This window comes from Actinomadura viridis, assembly GCF_015751755.1.
In the GTDB taxonomy this organism is placed as follows: Bacteria; Actinomycetota; Actinomycetes; order Streptosporangiales; family Streptosporangiaceae; genus Spirillospora; species Spirillospora viridis.
In genome coordinates, this window is record NZ_JADOUA010000001.1 from 107,657 (window position 1) to 124,721 (window position 17,065).

The window sequence follows — 17,065 nt, forward strand, 5'->3', positions numbered from 1 at the left end:
GTTCCTCTTCCGGGTCGGTGCCCCTTCCCTCAGGGGCGTGACTCCATCACAGCCGGAGGGGCCTAACATGACGATGGCGGTGGGACGCCCTGGGACAGCTGAAACGCCTCTGAACAGCGGCGACCGGGTCCGGAGGAATGCCGCCGCGGCGGGACAGGGAGGCGGGGGACGGTGGTCGTGCGGCAGCATCCGAAGGAGAAGGCCGACCCACGGGAAGAGCTGGCGGCACGGCTGCGCCTGCTCCATGAGCTGTCCGGACGCGGCGTCCGGGCCCTCGCGCGGGACACGGGCCTCAGCTCGTCCTCACTGTCGCGCTACCTCAGCGGCCAGACGGTGCCGCCCTGGACGGCGGTGATCGCCCTCTGCCGCCTTCTCAAGCGCGACCCCCGCCCGCTGCGTCCTCTCTGGGAACGGGCCTCCAACCCTTTGCCGGCACCCCCGAAGACCAGCCGCCAGGTCCAGCCGCCGTCGCCGCCCGCCGGGGCGCCGCGCCGGCCCCGCAACGATCTGCCGCGCGACGTGCCCGACTTCACCGGACGCGAGGCCCAGCTCGCCGCCGTGCTCGCCGCGGTGGACGGCGACCGGGTGGTCAGCATCGACGGCATGGCGGGCGTCGGCAAGACCTGCCTGGCGGTCCACGCCGCGCACCGGCTCGCCGCCGACTACCCCGACGCCCAGCTCTACGTGGACCTGCACGGGTTCACCGCCGGGCGGGAACCGCTCGGCCCCGACCCCGCGCTGCGGACCTTGCTCGCCGCCCTCGACGTGCCGTCGGAGAAGATCCCGCAGGAGGGCGGCATCGAGCCGCTGGCCGCCTTCTGGCGGGCGGAACTGGCCCACCGGCGGGCCGTCGTGGTCCTCGACAACGCCGCGGACGCCGACCAGGTCCGCCCGCTGCTTCCCGGGGCCGGCCCGTCCGTCGCCCTGATCACCAGCCGTAACCGGCTGCTGGGCCTGGAGGACGTGCCGCCCGTGTCGCTGGACGTGCTGACGCCGCAGGAGAGCGCCGAACTGCTGGCCCGCGCCAGCGGCGACCCCGGCGGCTCAGGCGGCCGGCTGGCCCGCGACCCCGAATCCGCCGCCGAGGTGCTGCGGCTGTGCGGCCATCTGCCGCTGGCCCTGCGGCTGGCCGCCGCGCGGCTGCGGCACCGGCCGGGCTGGACCGTGGGGATCCTCGTCGAACGGATGGCGGAGGGCGCCACCGAGTTCGACACGGCGTTCGCCATGTCCGTACGGCAACTGGACCGGGCACAGCGCCGCTTCTTCCGGTCGCTGGGCCTGCTGCCCGGCTCGACCTTCGACGAGTACGTGGCGGCGGCGCTCGCCGGTCTGCCTCTGCGGACCGCCCGCGCGATGCTGGAGGACCTGCTCGACGCGCACCTCGTCCAGCAGCCGGCGGCCGGCCGCTACCGGTTGCACGACCTGGTCCGCCAGCACGCGCGCCAGGCCGCCGCCGAACAGGACCCGCCGGCGGAGCTGGAGCAGGCACTGGGCCGGGTGCTCGACTACTACGTGCACGCGGCGGCAGCCGCCGACGCCGCGATGTCCTACGTGTCCCCCACCCGGGAGGTCTCCGCGGGCCGGCCTCCGGCCGAGCTGCCGGAGTTCACCGGCAAGCACGCGGCACTCTTCTGGTTCGCCACCGAGTACACCAACCTGATGGCCGTCTTCGAGGCGGCGGTCGCCGCCGGAGCCGACGTCCACGTGTGCGAGCTGCCGCGTTACATGCGGGCCTTCTTCGCACGGCGTTGCGGCACCACGCACCTGAACGTCCTGTTCGAGCGCTCCCTGGTCGCCGCGCAGCGTCTGGGCGATCCGCTGCAGCTGGCCGAGGCGTACAGCGACCTGGGCTTCGCCCGCTACAACGCGGGCCGGATGGCGGAGGCGGGCGCCGCGTACGAGGCGGCGGCACCGCTGGTGTCCGGGGCCGGGGACACCAGGTCCGAGGCCGAACTGACCATGCGCCGGGGGTACCTGAGCTGGGACGAGGGCCATGTCGAGGAGCCGCTCGACCTCTTCCGGCTGGCGGGCGAGCTGTACGCGGACGCCGGCTGCCCGATGGGCACCGCCCACGCGACCGCGTACGAGGCCTGGGCGATGCTGCAGCTGGGACACCGAGAGAAGGCCGCGCGGCTGGCCCGGGAGGCGCTGGACGTCCCCCACGCCGACCCCGCCTGGCCCCCCACGCTGACGGCCCGGATCACCCTTGGCGTGGCCATCGCCCACGAGGAACCGGACGAGGCTGTCGAGCACCTGGAGCAGGCGCTCGCGTCGGCCCGCGAGGACGGGCACAAGCACAACGAGGCGTGGTGCCTCAACTGCCTGGGCGTCGCGCTGCGGCAGATCGGCCGGTACGAGGAGGCCCTCGCCAGCCATCGCCAGGCGTTCGCCTTGCTGGACGAACTGTTCAAGGAAGACTGGAAGATCCACTTCCTCAACGGTTACGCCGAGACCTGCCGGCTGGCGGGCCTGCCCGAGGAGGCCCTGCGGCTGCACGGGCAGGCGCTGGAGCTGGCCGTGAAACTGGGATACCGGTACGCCGAGGCGCTGGCCCACGAGGGGACCGCCGCCGTCCTCCACGACACGGACCCGAACGCGGCCGCCGAACACCGCGCGGCCGGCCAGGCCATCCTGCAGGACCTCGAACCACGGACCTGAGGCGAGCGCCGTGGGCCGGGACTTCGAAACAGCGCCTAACGCGGTCCGGACAGGCAGCGGCGGGCGGAGCCCGCGAGCATCGTGCAGAGGACCAGGGACACGACGATCGCGCCGGCCACCGCGGGGGCCAGGAGGAGCCGCCAGGAGACCAGGGCGGTGGCCGAGGCGATCAACGTCACGGCCGTGGCGTAGGCGCCGAGCGCGGTCAGCACGAACACGCCCAGCAGCCTCCGTCCGCTGGACGGTCGCCTGAAGGGCCGCGGGCGGTTACCCGCGATCAGGCCTAAAACGATGTCGAGTTCCTCCTGGAACTCCGAGGAGATGACGTCCAGGCCGCCGAAATCGGCGACGGCCCGGATCGTGGGACGAGCTCGCGCGCGTCACGGGTCTCCTGCACGTGCACGACCTCGATGTCATGTTCCGGGTCGAGGATGGCGCGCACACCCAGCAAGGTGAGCGTCTGCTGATCGTGGACTATCACGCGCACGGCCATGCGCGCCTCCGAGAATACGCCCGCACCCCTCGCCGCACGGCACCCCCAGGCACATCGATAGGGCCGCGATCCCTACTTTTTGGTCGTCCGATCCAACTCCGCCATATGGCCTGGCGAGGCGGTCGAAGCTCGCTCGGAGAGACGTTTCACGCTTCTCTCGGCAGAGACCGCCTGCTGTAGGGGAGTGTCACTGCCGCACATCTCAACGGCCTTACTGCCGTTGCCGGTGCATATCCGGGCGACCGCGGAGGGCCTCGGTCGAGCTTCCGGATCTCACGTCCAGAAGACCGCCACGCCCACGTTCACCAGGGCCAGTGCGCCGATCGTCATGAAGACCGGGGTGTCGACGGGGCGGCGCCGGCCGATGAGGATGAGGGCGAGCGCGATGAGGACGACGCCCAGCTTCACGCTGATCTTGACGTTGTCCACTTCGTTGTCGAGGGCGCCCTGGTTGATCCCGACCAGGGCGATGCCGGTCACGAGCTGGGTCAGTGCGCCGTGAAGCATGGCGGTGCCCGGGCGGGTGGGAGCGGACCGCGCCGCCGGGAGCTGGGCGAGGAAACCGCCGATCAGCACTGCCAGCCCGACGAAGTGAAAGAACAGCAACAGGAGCCGGACGAACTCCATGACGACCTCCGGGGGGTGAGGGGCCGTGCGGCTCCTCGACTGGGTGCAGACGGGGTGACACTACAAAGCGTAGTGCTTCAGGGGGTCGGTGATCGCACGACCCCATGGCGACGGGGGCCCGGAGTGGAGTTCAGGGGGTGCGGGCGCCCAGGCTCCTGAGGATGAACGTGGTGACGCGTTCGGTCGTCGTGGCGACGTTGCGGCTGCCCTGGCCGAGGGGGTAGCGCTCCGCGCCGAGGCAGGCGTGCACCAGCTGCGCCGTCGCCGCCGGGTCGCAGGGGGCGAACTCGCCGCGCCGGACGCCGTCGTCGATGATCCCGGCGAGGAGCCGTCCCAGCGGGCTGACGCGGGCGTGCACCCGCCGGTACCCTTCCGGGCCCAGCAGCGTCGCGAGTTCCGGCCCGGCGGGCTGGGGGTAGGCGGCGAAGTCGGCGAGCTGCTGCCGTACGTAGACTTCGATCCGCTCGGTGGGCGTCGCCGCCGGCTCCAGCGCACGGTTCAACTCGTCGGTGAAACGCCTCGTCTCGTACTCGGCGTGCGCGATGAGCAGCGCCCGCACGTCGGGAAAGTAGTTGTAGACGACACTGCGGTTGAGCTGCGCGCGCGCCGCGACCTCGGCCATGGAGAGCCTGTCGACGCCGTCGGCCGTCATGATCTCCCGCACCGCGACGAGGATGCGGTCGCGCATGGCGGCGCGGTGCTCGTCCAGGGAGCCGGAGATTCGGGGCACGCTCTGCATGGTAGGCGACTTCCGCGTCGTGCCCGGCTAGTTCCCGGCGGGCGCAGGAGCGGACGCGGGGTCACGCGCGCTCCGGCGCAGCCGATCTTGATCCGGTGGCACATCATGGGGACGCGCCGGAAAATCGGTCTACGGGGTCGAATTGGATCGCTGATCCATCTCCATTCCTGGTCGAATTGCCGGACCATTGTTTTGGATGTGGCCACAAAATGCGGGGCCGGGTGTTGTGGTGACTCTGTTCGTGGTGCTAATAATGCGCATCATGAAACCACTTGCGGGAGGAAGTTCTCCCGGAAAGCGGCGGGCCGCGAGTCGATCGGCGGGACGCGCCAGGGCCGCGGCACCTGGACCGACCGGACCGACCTGACCGGCGACATGCCCCTTCGTGTCGCCGTCCGCGCGAACGCGGACGGCACCGAGCGGAACCGACGTGAGAACGCCGACCCCGATGTGTTCCGGCCGGTTCCGCCGGCCCGAGCGGGTTTCGACATCGACCACCGGCCGCGGCGCGATCCGGCGTGGGCCGAGACCATTTCCCGACCGCGGAGATCCGGTCGGTCAGCACGAGGACAGGTGAAGGACGGCATGACGAAGAACAACCGAACGACCTCCATCAGGACGGCGTCCGGCCGGAGGCTCGCCGGGGTGGGCCTGGCGATGGCGGCCCTGGTGGCCCCGACCGTGGCGCTCGCGTCGCCCGCCGCGGCGCAGCCCGCCACGGCGCACTGCGGGACGTCCACCGGGGACACCGCCACGTCCTCGTGGACCAGCCACGCCGAGATGGCCAAGGAACTGCGGCTGCTCGCGTCGCAGCGCTCCGACGTCCTGGACGTGACGCGGATCGGCACGTCCAACCGCGGACGTGAGATCTGGGCCGCGCGGACCGGCACCGGCCCCAAGGTGGTGCTGGTCACCAGCGAGATCCACGGCAACGAGAAGACCGGCACCGAGGCGGTGCTCTCCCTGCTGCGGAGCATGACGGCCCCCACGCCCGAGGCGGAGCGCCTGCGCTCGGAGGTGACGCTGGTCGCCGTCCCGAAGATGAACCCGGACGCGGCGGAACTCGACAGGCGCGGCAATGACCGCACCTGGGCCGAGGTCGTCGCGGACTTCCCGCAGCTGGCGGGCGCGCGTCCGGCGTGGAACTACTACACCAGGGCTCAGGGGGGCGACGACTACGCCGCGCGTCCGGGCTTCGACGTCAACCGCGACTACCACCCGAACCTCGACTACGTGCCGCAGGCCAAGGACTTCCCGGGCTCGTCGGCGGGACCGGGCTGGTACGTCAACCCCGAGTCGCAGGCCGTGCGGGACCTGTACAAGTCGCTGAAGGCGGAGTTCGGCGCCGTCGACAGTTACGTCGACCTGCACCACCAGGGGCCCTGCTACCTGGACGAGAACGGCGAGGCCCAGGTGACCATGTCGCTCTCGGGCAAGTTCGTCGACGTGGAGAACCACCAGGAGTACAACCGGGGCTACCGCCTCGACTACTCCAAGCAGCTCACCCTGGCGGCGTTCGACAAGCTGTCGGCGTACGGCCGGTCGCCGTTCGGCTCGCTGACCCTCTACCCGCAGGACATCGACCTGCCGGGCACCGGTCTCGGCTCGTTCGCGCTCAACGGCTCCGGCACCGTCCTGTTCGAGGTGCGGGGCCAGACGCAGAGCTGGGGAGCCAAGCAGCGCGGCCAGCTGGTGAAGACGGTCGAGCACGGGCTCACCGGCATCATCGAGGCCGTGGGCTCCGGGGCGGCGCAGCAGATCGACCCGGACCGGTACGACGAGATTCCGGAGACCGCTCGCTAAGCACGTTCGCGGGGTGGGCCGTCGTTTTCCGCGGCGGCCCACCTGCGCACGTCCGGACGCGGGGCCGGGCCCGATCGCCGGGCGCCGAGCGCGCCGGTCAGGCGTACTGGAGGTCGGCGGTGCGGATCCCGTTCCCGGACACCGTGAAGTCGTAGTGCGCGCGCCAGCCGTCCGATCCGGCCGGGGCCCAGTGGACCAGCAGCTTCTGGCCGCCGGTGCGGCGCTCGGCGATCGACAGGACGCGCAGCCGGCCGCCGATCACCTCGTTCCGCGCCCAGTCCCGGATCGCGTCGCGGCCCGCGATGGTGCGCGACACGTCGATCACCTTGCCGTCCGGGGCGAACGCGGCCACCAGCGCGTCGAGGTCCTCGCGGTTGACCGCGTCGACGTACGCCTGGGCGGCGGGCTGCACTCCGGCGACCGCCGGCGGCGCGGGCGGGGACGCGGACCCGGACGGGGGCGGGGACGCGGGAGCCGGCGAGTCCGTGGCCTCTCCCGAGCAGCCTGCGAGCAGGAGCACCGCCACCCCCACCGCGCTCAGGCGCGAGATCATCGGACCCCGCCGTCCTGGAGGAGGGTGCCGCCGGCGGGCCGGACGCGCCGCAGCGCCGCGTCCACGCGTTCGAGCGTGTCCGGGTGCAGCCCGATGTACGCCGCGTGGAGGTTCTCCTCGATGTGCGCTGGGGTGCGGCTTCCCGGGATCGGCACCACGTCCGGGCCCTGGTGCAGCAGCCAGGCGAGCGCGAGCTGGCCCGGGGTGATGCCGAGATCGGCGGCGGTGCCGCGCAGCGCCGTGTAGGCGTCGTGGTTGGCGGCGAGGTTGGCCTCGCTGAACCTCGGGTTGTTCTGGCGGAAGTCGCCATCGGCCACCTGCCGGACGTTCCCGGTCAGGAAACCCGCCCCCAGCGGACTCCAGCCGACCACGCCGACCCCCAGCTCGCGGGCGGTGGCCAGCAGCTCGGGATCGGCCGGGCGCCACATCGACCACTCGGTCTGCACGGCCTCCACAGGGTGGACCGCGTGCGCCCGGCGGAGCTGCCCGGCGGTGACGTTGGACAGGCCGAGGAAACGGACGAGGCCGTCGCCGACCAGTTCGGCGACCGCGCCCGCGGTGTCCTCGATCGGCACCCGTGGATCCGGGAAGTGCGGGTAGTACAGGTCGATCACGTCCGTGCCCAGGTTGCGCAGGCTCGCCTCGGCGTAGCCCCGGACGTACCGGGGCTCGGCGTTGACGGCCAGTTCGCCGAACGCGAAGCCGACCGGGAACGTGTGCGCTTCGGCCCCCTCGGGGATGCGGAATCCGAACTTGGTGGCGACCACGACCTCGTCCCGGCGCCCCTTGACCGCCCGGCCGACCAGCCGCTCGTTGTGCCCCTCGTCGCCGTAGCCGTCGCTGGTGTCGACGAAGGCGGCGCCGTTGTCGAAGGCGTGCCGCAGCGCGGCGAGCGCCCGCTCCTCGCCGACCTCCCCGTACATGCCCGGCGACAGCACCATCGCACCGAAGCCGATGGCCGGCACTTCGAGCCGCCCCAGTTCGCGGGTGGGAAGGTGGTTCATGGAGCGCTCCTCAGCAGTGGCGGACGCGTCCCACCGTCGCGTCCGGCCCTGCGCGGTGTCCAAGACCCTTCGGTATAACCAGAGGTTATGGATGCCCACCTCAGGGACCTGCGGTACTTCGTGGTGATCGCCGACGAGCTGAACTTCACCCGCGCGGCGGCCCGCCTGTTCGTCTCCCAGCCCGCGCTGTCGAAGCAGATCCGGGCGCTGGAACGGCGGCTGGGGTTCGACCTGTTCGAACGCCGCGGCCGGGACATCGCGCTGACCCCGCGGGGCACGGCACTGCTCCCGGCGGCGCGCGAGATCCTGCGGACCTGGGACCGGGCGTACGCCGAGACGCGCGCGCTCGGCGGCCCGCGGGCGCTGGTGGTGGGCATGCAGACGGCGGTCGGCCGCGACCTGCAACGCCGCGCCCTCCGCAGGTTCCGGGAGCTCGCACCCGACTGGACGGTGTCGCTCCGCCTCGTCGGCTGGGACGACCCCTCCGCGGGGCTGGCCGACGCGACCAGTGACGTGGCCTTCGTCTGGCTGCCCATCCCGCTCGACGGCACGAGCACCCGCACCCTGGTCACCGAGCGCCGCTGGGTGGCCCTGCCGGACGACCATCCGCTGGCGGGCCGGGCCGAGATCCCCTTCGCCGACCTGCTGGACGAGCCGTTCGTCGCGCTGCCCGCCGCGGCCGGCCCGCTGCGCGACTTCTGGCTCGCCGCCGAGGCGCGCGAGAACCGCCCGCCGCGCATAGGCACCGAGGCCACCAGCCCGGACGAGGTACTGGAGGCGGTGTCGTCCGGCCTCGGCGTCGCGCTGCTCTCGGCGGGCAACGCCCGGCTCTACCAGCGTCCCGGGGTCGTGTGCCGCCCCGTCGCCGGCCTGGCGCCCGCCGAACTGGCCGTGGCATGGCGGTCCGGCGACACTCGTGAGGTCACCCGGCTGTTCGTCGACAGCCTCACCGCCGCCGCCGGCCGGTGAGCACTCCAAGCTGAGCGTGGAACCCGGACCGGTGGGACTCGGCGCGGGTGTCATCGCCTGATGTGAAGGCCCTGCCGGTAGAGCCGCCGGGGGCTCAAGGGCGGCCGGAGTCTGCGCTCACACCTCCGAGCTGACGGACCGCTCCCGTTCGAGGCGCAACCGTGTACGCGCGATATGGCTGCGCATCAGCGCGCCGGCCTGCTCGCTGTTGCCCTCCCTGAGCGCCACATAGATCAGGTAGTGCTCGGCGCACATCACCTCGTGCTCGTCGTCGCTGGCCACCGCGTTGGCGTACGCCCGGCGCGCGTGCTGCGTGGCGTTCCAGAAGTCGCCCACGAGGCGCCGGATCCGGGTCGGCGCGCCCTCGTAGCAGGCGAGGTGGAAATCGCGGTCGAGCTGGAGCACCATCTCGGAGTTGTCCCGGTTGGCATCGATGTCCTTGCGGAGGTCGTCGAGGCGCCGCAGGTGCGTCTCGGTGAGGCCGGGCATGCTGAGCTCCATCGCGAGCGGTTCGATCCTCTCGCGCATGAGATAGATCTCCCTGACCTCGGCGATGTCCAGCTTCGCGACCCGCGCGAAGCTGTTGGGCGTCAGGCGGACCAGGCCCTCGCTCTCCAGCTGGCGCAGCGCCTCGCGCACCGGGATGCGGCTCACGTCGAGCGCGCTGCCGATCTGCTCCTGGGGGATCCGTTCCCCGGGAGCGAGCTGCCCGCTGACGATCGCGTCCCGGATCGTCCGCGTGACGAAGTGGCTCAGCGACTCACCGCCCCGGCGCTGGGCCCGCCATCTCTGGTCCGCTGCCATCGCTCTCCCCTCAGCACCCTGACCGGATAATTGGATCCTATTACTGGTCATCCGTTGATCATAAAGGGCGGTGCCGGGCCGAGCGTGCTCGTGACTCCATGTATCCAGGAGGGTCGCCCTTGATGTGCGTTCCCCGGACTCTACCCCGCTGTGAGCTGGACTGACAGGCGACCTGACGTGCCTGGTGGCGCGCGGTTCCCTGGGACGTACCGGAGGTCGCGGGGCCTGTGTTCGAACGAGCACCCTTGACAGCCATATTGGATATTTGGATACTTGGATCCGATTTCGACCACTCCGGGTTGATGCAGGGCCACCGCGGAGTGAGACGGCGAAAGGTGGAATCATGCGAGACCACGGACGCGGCGGGTACCGACCGACCCGCCGACAGCTGCTGCGGGGCGGACTGGGCGGAGCCGCCCTTCTGGGCGCCCCGCAACTCCTCGCCGCGTGCGGCGACCCGGGCAAGGGCGCCGGAGGCAAGGCGGCCAGGGTGACCTTCGCCAGTAACGGAGGCGCCCTGCAGAAGGCACAGGAGAAGGCGTACCTGACGCCGTACATGAAGGCCAATCCCCAGGTCAAGATCGTGCAGGACGTCGGCTCGACCGACTACGCGCGCATCGAGGCCATGGTGAAGTCCGGGAACGTCACCTGGGACCTGGTCGACGTCGGCGGCGACTTCGGCACGGGCGAGCAGGAGGCCCTGCTCGAACCCCTGGACTGCAACCTGATCGCCTGCACCGCGGGCGAGGGCGGGAGCCGCTACCGGGTGCCGCTGCACCGGTACGCCAGCGTCATGGGCTATCGCACCGACAAGACCCCCAATCCGCCGAAGACCTGGGCCGAGTGGTTCGACCTGGACGCCTATCCGGGCAAGCGGGCCTTCTTCCGGGTATCCGGTCCGACCGGCATCTACGAGTCGGCGCTGCTGGCCGACGGCGTGCCCATCGACAAGCTGTTCCCGCTCGACGTCGACCGGGCGTTCCGCAAATTGGATACGATCCGGTCCTCGCTGATCTGGGCGCCCTCGCCCACCGACACCGTGCGGCTGCTCGCCGACGGCGAGGTCACCCTGGCGTCGGTCTTCTCCAGCCAGGCGCACGCCCTGGCCCAGGACGGCGCCAAGATCGGCGTGGTGTGGAACGAGTACGGGCTGGGCAGCGACTACCTGGTCATCCCGAAGGGGGCGAAGAACAAGGACGCCGCCATGAAGCTCGCCGCCTACATGACCAGCGCCCAGAACAACGCCCAGCTGTCCAACATCTATCCGGTCGCGCCAGGCCACCCGAACGCCAAGCCCGACCCGTCCGCCCCCACCTACGGCTTCCTGCCGTCCGGGAAGGGGGGCACGTCCTTCGCCTACGACAGCCGTTACTACGCCGACAACCAGAAGATGCTCGCGCGGCGGCTCAACGAATGGCTGAAGAAGTGACCCGCGCGGAGGATCCGCCGTGCCCCGGGGACCCGGCGCCATGACGGTGAGACGCATCCGCGGCTGGGGCCTGCTGGCCGTCCCGGGCATCCTGTTCCTGCTGGTGCTCTTCGGATGGCCCCTCGCGGACATGGCGATCCTCAGCCTCACCGAGCCGTCCCCGGCCAACTACTCGGTCTTCACCGAATCCCCCGTCTACCTGGACGCCTACGTCACGACGTTCATCGTCGCGGTGGTCACCACCGGGGCGTGCCTGCTGCTCGGGTACCCCTACGCGTACGTGATGCACATGGGAGGCCGCCGGCCGGCCCTGGTCCTGGGCTTCTTCGTGCTGCTGCCGTTCTGGTCGAGCATCCTCGTGCGCACCTTCGCCTGGTCGGTGTGGCTTCAGGACTCCGGGATCGTCAACGCCACGCTGATGGGCGCCGGCATCATCGACGAACCGCTGCCGCTGATCCGCAACGCGCTCGGCACGACCATCGGCATGACGCACGTGCTGTTGCCGTTCATGGTGCTCTCGCTCTACGCGGGGATGCGGCGGATCGACCCGGATCTCGCGCGTGCCGCGTTGAGCCTGGGGGCCTCGCCGCTGACCGCGTTCCGCCGGGTCTTCCTGCCGCTCAGCATGGCCGGGGTCTACGCGGGAAGCCTCATCGTGTTCGTCATCTCGCTCGGGTTCTACCTCACCCCCGCCGTGCTCGGCGACCCGGGCAGGCCGCTCGTCGGCCAGCTCATCGTCGAGCAGGTCAACGGCCAGCTCGAGTTGGGCGTGGGCAGCGCGCTCGGTGTCGTCCTGCTCGTCGCGACGCTGGCCGTGATCTGGGCGGGCACGCGGCTCGTCGACCTGCGCACGGTCATGGGATACGACGAATGAGGGGCCGGAGCCCGTTGAAGGCGGGCCTGCGCGCGGTCGTCGCGCTGATCGCGATCTTCCTGCTGCTGCCCACCCTCGTCGTCATCCCGCTCTCCTTCACCGAGGGCACCCTGCTGCGCTGGCCGCCGCGCGGCTTCGACCTGCGGTGGTACGAGACCCTCCTGACCGATCCGGCCTGGCGCGACGCGGCGCTGAAGAGCCTGGAGGTGGGCCTCTGGACGGCCCTCACCGCGACCGTCATCGGTACAGCGACGGCGCTGGGCCTGGCCCGCGGGCGGTTCCGCGGGCGGAGGCTGACCGGTTCGCTGGTGCTGAGCCCGATCGTCGTCCCGACGGTCATCACCGCGATCGGGACGTACTTCGTGTTCGTGCGGCTCGGGATCATCGGCACGACCGCCGGGCTGGTGCTGGCGCACACCGTGCTGGCGCTTCCCCTGGTCATCGTGTCCGTCACCAACAGCCTGCAGTCGTTCGACCGCAACCTCGAACTGGCGGCGGCCAGCCTCGGTGCCGGGCCGGTCACCACCTTCTTCCGGGTCACGCTGCCGATGATCGCGCCGGGAGTCGCGGCCAGCGCGCTCTTCGCGTTCATCACCTCCTGGGACGAGATCGTGGTCGCCCTGTTCGTCACCGATCCGGTCGTCCGCACGCTGCCGGTCGTGATCTTCAACCAGCTGCGCAGCGGCGTCGACCCGACGGTCGCGGCCGCGGCCACCCTGCTCATCCTGGTCACCGTGATGGCGCTCGGCGTCGCCCTGCTCGCCCGCCGCCGGGTCAAGACATAGAGGAATGCCCATGACAACCACGAGTTCCTCCGGCCACCTGGAGCTGCGCGGGATCGGCAAACGCTACGGCAAGGTGTCCGCGGTGGACGACGTCTCCCTGCGGATGGAGCCGGGCGAGTTCCTGACCCTGCTGGGCGCCTCCGGATCCGGCAAGACGACCACCCTGAAGATCATCGCCGGTTTCGAGGAGCCCGACTCCGGTGAGGTACGGCTGGGCGACCGCGCCATCACCCGGCTGCCCGCGCACCGCAGGAACATCGGCGTCGTCTTCCAGAACTACGCGCTGTTCCCCCACCTCACGGCCGCCCAGAACATCGCCTTCCCGCTGCGGGTCCGCGGGATCGGGAAGGCGGAGCGGGACGAGCGGGTGCGGGACGCGCTGGCCACCGTCCGCCTCGAAGGCATGGGGGACCGCTACCCCCGCCAGCTGTCCGGCGGGCAGCAGCAACGGGTGGCTCTGGCCCGCGCGATCGTCTTCCAGCCGCAGGTCCTGCTGATGGACGAGCCCATGGGCGCGCTCGACAAGAAACTCCGCGAGGCGCTCCAGCTGGAGATCATGCGGATCCACCGCGAGCTCGGCATCACCATCTGCTACGTGACCCACGACCAGGAGGAGGCCCTTGTGATGAGCGACCGCATCGCCATCTACGACCACGGGCGGATCCGGCAGGTGGGCACCGCCGAGGAACTCTACGAACGTCCCGGGTCGGTCTTCGTGGCGGAGTTCATGGGGGAGTCCAACGTCTTCCACGGCACCTTCGACGGCACCGGAAGCGTGGGCCGCCTGGTCGTTCCGGGGCGCCCGCCGATCACCGTGCCGGCCGGCGGTTCACACCGTCCCGGCAACGGCGCGAGCGCGGCCGTCGTCGTCCGTCCCGAGCGCATCCGCGTCCAGCGGAAACGAACGGGCGAGGGCTCCGGCCCGGAACCCGGCCACAACGTCCTCGCCGGTGTCGTGCAGGACGTGATCTACCTGGGCTCCGACCGCCGGTACCTCGTCGAGCTGCCCGGCGGCGGCACGCACCAGGCACGGGTCGGCGCCGCCGAGGCCGATCCCGGGATCGGCCGCGGCGACCACGTCGAGCTGGCATGGGACCGTTCCGACGCGATCCTGCTGGAGGCGCCGGCCGCGGAGCGCGAGGCGGCGTCATGAGCACCGATCCCACCGGCCCGCGCGCCGCCGCGCTCGCGGGCCGCGTCGCCATCGTCACGGGGGCGGGCCGCGGCATCGGGCGCGGGTACGCGCTGCGGCTGGCCCGGCTGGGCGCCGCCGTGGCCGTCGTCGATCGGGACCTGCACTCGTACGCGGAGTTCGACGCCGAACGAGAGCTGATGACGGGCGCCGGAACCGCCGCCGAGATCGAGGAGATGGGCGGCCGAGTGCTGGCCGTCGAGGCCGACCTCGGCGACGAGCACTCGGCCCGGCGGATGGTCGAGCGGGTCATGGACGCCTGGGGCCGCATCGACGTGTGCGTGTGCAACGCCGGCGGCGGGACCGGCGCCCTGACGGAGAACACGGCGTCGCGCCTCGACCTGGACCAGCTCGCCACCGTGCACGCGCGCAACCTGCTGACGACCGTCAACACGTGCACTCCGGTGGCCGAGGTGATGCGCGCCCAGCGGTCCGGCAAGATCGTGACCGTCTCCTCGGTGTCCGGGCTCCAGCCCCGGCCCGACGGCGGCTACGCCCACTACGCCGCGGCGAAGGCGGCCGTCATCATGTACACCCGCTGCCTCGCCCAGGAACTGGGTCCCGAAGGCGTCACCGCCAACGTGATCGCGCCGGGTGCGATCGGCACCGGGCGGTTGCTGCCGAAGATGCGCGAGCTGGGTCTCGACGAGGTCACCCGGGACGTCGCGCTGCGCCGGCTCGGCACCGTGGAGGACTGCGCCGGCGTCCTGGAGTTCCTCGCCACCGGCCTGTCGGACTACGTCACCGGCCAGGTCATCCGAGTCGACGGAGGTCTGCTCCCATGACCGCGATCGCGGCGACCCGCCGTACCGGACGGCTGCTGGGCTATGCCGATCGATGGTCGGTCGCGCCCGGCGAGGCGATCACCTTCATGGTCGGCTCCGAATCCGAGCGCTACACGGCGGAGATCGTCCGCCTGACCCGCGGCGGTCCGCGGACCAGGGGCGAGACCGAGACCTTCGCCTACGAGCGGGTCGGCGCCCCGATCGACGGCGTGTACCCGGGCGAGGTCCAGGACCTGCGGCCGGGCTCCTACGCGCTGGTCGCCGACGGCGGAGCGCTGCTGGCCGGCGGCCGGTTCACCGTCCAGGCGTGGGTGTGCCCCACCGCGCCCGGCCAGGGCCGCCGCCAGGGGATCCTCACGAAGGGGTGCGCGGAGCCCGGGGACGGGTTCGGGCTGCTGCTCGACGAGACCGGCGCGCTCGCGTGCCGGGCCGGCGGCGTCCTGGTCACCACGGGCGTCCCGCTCCTCGCCGAGCACTGGTATCTCGTGGCGGCGGCGGTCGATCCCGGCGCAGGCACCGTACGGCTCGTGCAACGGCCGCTGCGGCGCTACGCCGGCGATCCCGACCGGGCGGAGCGGACCGCGGACATCGGACCCGACCTGCCCATCGACGGTGACGCCCCCGTCCTCATCGGCGGGGAGCGGCTCGCCGGACCGGCGCGGGGCCGCCGGCGCCCACGCCTGGAGGGCGGGTTCAACGGCAAGATCGACGGTCCGTGCGTGCTCGGCCGGGCGCTGACCGCCGCGGAGATGGCGCGGCTGGGCGAAGGCGCGGACGCCAGGACGCTCGCCCCGGCGAGCGTCCTGGCCGACTGGGACCTCAGCCTGGAGATGGACCGCCGGCGGATCGTGGACGTGTCAGGGCACGGCCTCCACGGAGAGACGGTCAACTCCCCGCTGCGCGCCGTGACCGGTCACCGGTGGACCGGCCGGTATCGCGACCCCCGGTCGGCACCGGGGGAGTACGGCGCGATCCATTTCCACGACGACGACCTGGACGACGCCGGATGGGTCCCGGCGTTCTCCTACGAGGTGCCGGACGGCCTGCCCAGCGGTGCCTACGCCGCCCGGCTCGGAACGGACCGCGACGAGTACTTCATCGTCTTCTTCGTGCGTCCCCCCAGGGACGGGAGCGGCGGCCGGCGGGTCGCCTTCCTCGCCTCGACCTTCACCTACATGGCGTACTCGAACCTCCGGCTCAACCTCGTCCGGATGAGGGAGATGACCGGCAGCACCGACGCGGTGATCGACGAGATCGACCCGGTCATCGGGAGCCGCCGGGACCTGGGACCGTCGCTCTACGACCGTCACTCCGACGGCTCCGGAACGGCGCACGTCTCGCGGTTGCGGCCCATGCTGAACGTCCAGCCCACCTACCGCTGGTTCCTCAGCGGCGGAGGCGGCTGGTGCTTCAGCGGGGACATGTTCCTCCTCGACTGGCTGCACGCGCAGGGCGTCGAGTACGAGGTGATCACCGACGAGGACCTCCACGAGGAGGGCACCGCACTGCTGGGACGCTACGACGTGGTGCTCACCGGAATGCACCCGGAGTACGTCACCGGCGAGATGCTCGACGCACTGGCGGGCTACACCGACACCGGGGGCCGCCTGATGTACCTGGGCGGCAACGGGTTCTACTGGGTGACGACGGTGCTGCCGGACCGTCCCCATGTGATCGAGATCCGCCGCGGGCACGCGGGCACGCGGGCGTGGGCCAGCCCGCCCGGTGAGGAGCACCACTCCAACGGCGAGCCGGGCGGCCTGTGGCGGCACCGCGGCCGTGCCCCGCAACGCCTCGTCGGCGTCGGCTTCACCGCCCAGGGCGGCGGCCCGTCGGTGCCCTACCGGTGCACGCCGGCGAGCCGGGACCCGCGCGTCGCCTTCATCTTCGACGGGGTGGACGTGAACGAGCCGATCGGCGACTTCGGCAACAACGGCGGCGGCGCCGCGGGCGCGGAGACGGACCGGGCCGACGTCTCGGCCGGCACGCCGCCGCACGCCCTCGTGGTCGCCACGTCCCAAGGAGAGCACAGCGACCTGTTCCAGCACGTCGTCGAAGAGGTGCTGGCGATGAAGCCCGGGCAGGGCGGCACGGAATGCCCCGAGGTGCGGGCGGACCTCACCTTCTTCGAGACCCCCGAAGGGGGCGCGGTGTTCTCGGTCGGCTCCATCGACTGGGTCGGTGCCCTCTCCCACAACGACTACGCCAACAACGTCTCCCGCATCACCGAGAACGTGCTTCGCCGCTTCCTGGACACCTCCGCCCCACTGGGCTAGGCGTGCGTCCACAGGGGCCGGTCCGCCCGCCTCTGAGGCGACGGCTCCGTTCAAGCCGGACGGCACGCGGGCCG

Annotated in this window: 15 protein-coding genes; 9 read left to right on the plus strand and 6 right to left on the minus strand. The window is 71.7% G+C overall.

The genetic code is table 11. The annotated features are described in order from the left end of the window. Positions 1 to 177: 177 nt before the first annotated feature. On the plus strand, positions 178 to 2,658 hold the full coding sequence (locus IW256_RS00425; protein ID WP_307828683.1) for a tetratricopeptide repeat protein: 2,481 nt from the start codon (positions 178 to 180) through the stop codon (positions 2,656 to 2,658). A gap of 35 nt (positions 2,659 to 2,693) precedes the next feature. On the opposite strand, the gene IW256_RS00430 is transcribed toward IW256_RS00425, so the two are convergent. The 3 genes from IW256_RS00430 to IW256_RS00440 all read right to left on the minus strand — a co-directional run bounded on the left by IW256_RS00430 (position 2,694) and on the right by IW256_RS00440 (position 4,508). After that, positions 2,694 to 2,876 (minus strand): hypothetical protein, encoded by a 183-nt coding sequence (locus tag IW256_RS00430; RefSeq protein WP_197009036.1) that lies wholly within the window; start codon positions 2,874 to 2,876, stop codon positions 2,694 to 2,696. 548 nt (positions 2,877 to 3,424) lie between these two features. Then, a complete protein-coding gene (locus IW256_RS00435) occupies positions 3,425 to 3,778 on the minus strand; it encodes a hypothetical protein (RefSeq protein ID WP_197009037.1) in 354 nt (117 codons plus the stop codon). Positions 3,779 to 3,908: 130 nt separating this feature from the next. Further along, positions 3,909 to 4,508, minus strand: coding sequence for a TetR/AcrR family transcriptional regulator (locus IW256_RS00440; RefSeq protein WP_197009038.1), 600 nt, complete (start codon positions 4,506 to 4,508; stop codon positions 3,909 to 3,911). Positions 4,509 to 5,102: 594 nt separating this feature from the next. Between IW256_RS00440 and IW256_RS00445 the strand changes: the two genes are divergently transcribed. Next, entirely contained in the window at positions 5,103 to 6,320 is a 1,218-nt protein-coding gene (locus IW256_RS00445; protein ID WP_231403582.1) for a M14 family zinc carboxypeptidase, read from the plus strand. 97 nt (positions 6,321 to 6,417) lie between these two features. Here IW256_RS00445 and IW256_RS00450 read toward each other — a convergent pair whose 3' ends face one another. Continuing rightward, positions 6,418 to 6,873 (minus strand): nuclear transport factor 2 family protein, encoded by a 456-nt coding sequence (locus tag IW256_RS00450; RefSeq protein ID WP_197009039.1) that lies wholly within the window; start codon positions 6,871 to 6,873, stop codon positions 6,418 to 6,420. Next, entirely contained in the window at positions 6,870 to 7,877 is a 1,008-nt protein-coding gene (locus tag IW256_RS00455) for an aldo/keto reductase (protein WP_197009040.1), read from the minus strand. Before IW256_RS00455 ends, IW256_RS00450 begins: the two co-directional genes overlap by 4 nt. A gap of 87 nt (positions 7,878 to 7,964) precedes the next feature. Here IW256_RS00455 and IW256_RS00460 point away from each other — a divergent pair, with 87 nt between their 5' ends. Then, positions 7,965 to 8,846: a LysR family transcriptional regulator gene (locus IW256_RS00460; protein ID WP_197009041.1), complete on the plus strand. Its 882-nt coding sequence runs from the start codon at positions 7,965 to 7,967 to the stop codon at positions 8,844 to 8,846. A 117-nt stretch (positions 8,847 to 8,963) separates the two neighbouring features. Here IW256_RS00460 and IW256_RS00465 read toward each other — a convergent pair whose 3' ends face one another. Continuing rightward, the gene (locus IW256_RS00465) at positions 8,964 to 9,650 is read right to left on the minus strand and encodes a GntR family transcriptional regulator (RefSeq protein ID WP_197009042.1); all 687 of its coding nucleotides are present in this window, start codon (positions 9,648 to 9,650) and stop codon (positions 8,964 to 8,966) included. 343 nt (positions 9,651 to 9,993) lie between these two features. On the opposite strand from IW256_RS00465, the gene IW256_RS00470 reads away from it, so the two are divergent. Genes IW256_RS00470 through IW256_RS00495 form a run of 6 tightly spaced genes read left to right on the plus strand, consistent with a single transcriptional unit; the run spans position 9,994 to position 16,991 of the window. Further along, complete coding sequence (locus IW256_RS00470) at positions 9,994 to 11,079, plus strand: ABC transporter substrate-binding protein (RefSeq protein ID WP_197009043.1); 1,086 nt, start codon at positions 9,994 to 9,996, stop codon at positions 11,077 to 11,079. A 40-nt stretch (positions 11,080 to 11,119) separates the two neighbouring features. Next, positions 11,120 to 11,953 carry an ABC transporter permease gene (locus IW256_RS00475; RefSeq protein WP_197009044.1) on the plus strand — a complete coding sequence of 278 codons (834 nt, stop codon included), beginning with the start codon at positions 11,120 to 11,122 and terminating at the stop codon, positions 11,951 to 11,953. Next, entirely contained in the window at positions 11,950 to 12,738 is a 789-nt protein-coding gene (locus IW256_RS00480; RefSeq protein ID WP_197009045.1) for an ABC transporter permease, read from the plus strand. Before IW256_RS00475 ends, IW256_RS00480 begins: the two co-directional genes overlap by 4 nt. Before the next feature lie 10 nt (positions 12,739 to 12,748). Further along, a complete protein-coding gene (locus IW256_RS00485; protein WP_197009046.1) occupies positions 12,749 to 13,891 on the plus strand; it encodes an ABC transporter ATP-binding protein in 1,143 nt (380 codons plus the stop codon). Beyond that, the gene (locus IW256_RS00490; protein WP_197009047.1) at positions 13,888 to 14,715 is read left to right on the plus strand and encodes an SDR family NAD(P)-dependent oxidoreductase; all 828 of its coding nucleotides are present in this window, start codon (positions 13,888 to 13,890) and stop codon (positions 14,713 to 14,715) included. Before IW256_RS00485 ends, IW256_RS00490 begins: the two co-directional genes overlap by 4 nt. Then, positions 14,712 to 16,991, plus strand: a complete 2,280-nt coding sequence (locus IW256_RS00495; protein WP_197009048.1) for a LamG domain-containing protein — start codon at positions 14,712 to 14,714, stop codon at positions 16,989 to 16,991. The genes IW256_RS00490 and IW256_RS00495 overlap by 4 nt, the downstream gene beginning before the upstream one ends. The last annotated feature ends 74 nt before the right edge of the window (positions 16,992 to 17,065 follow it).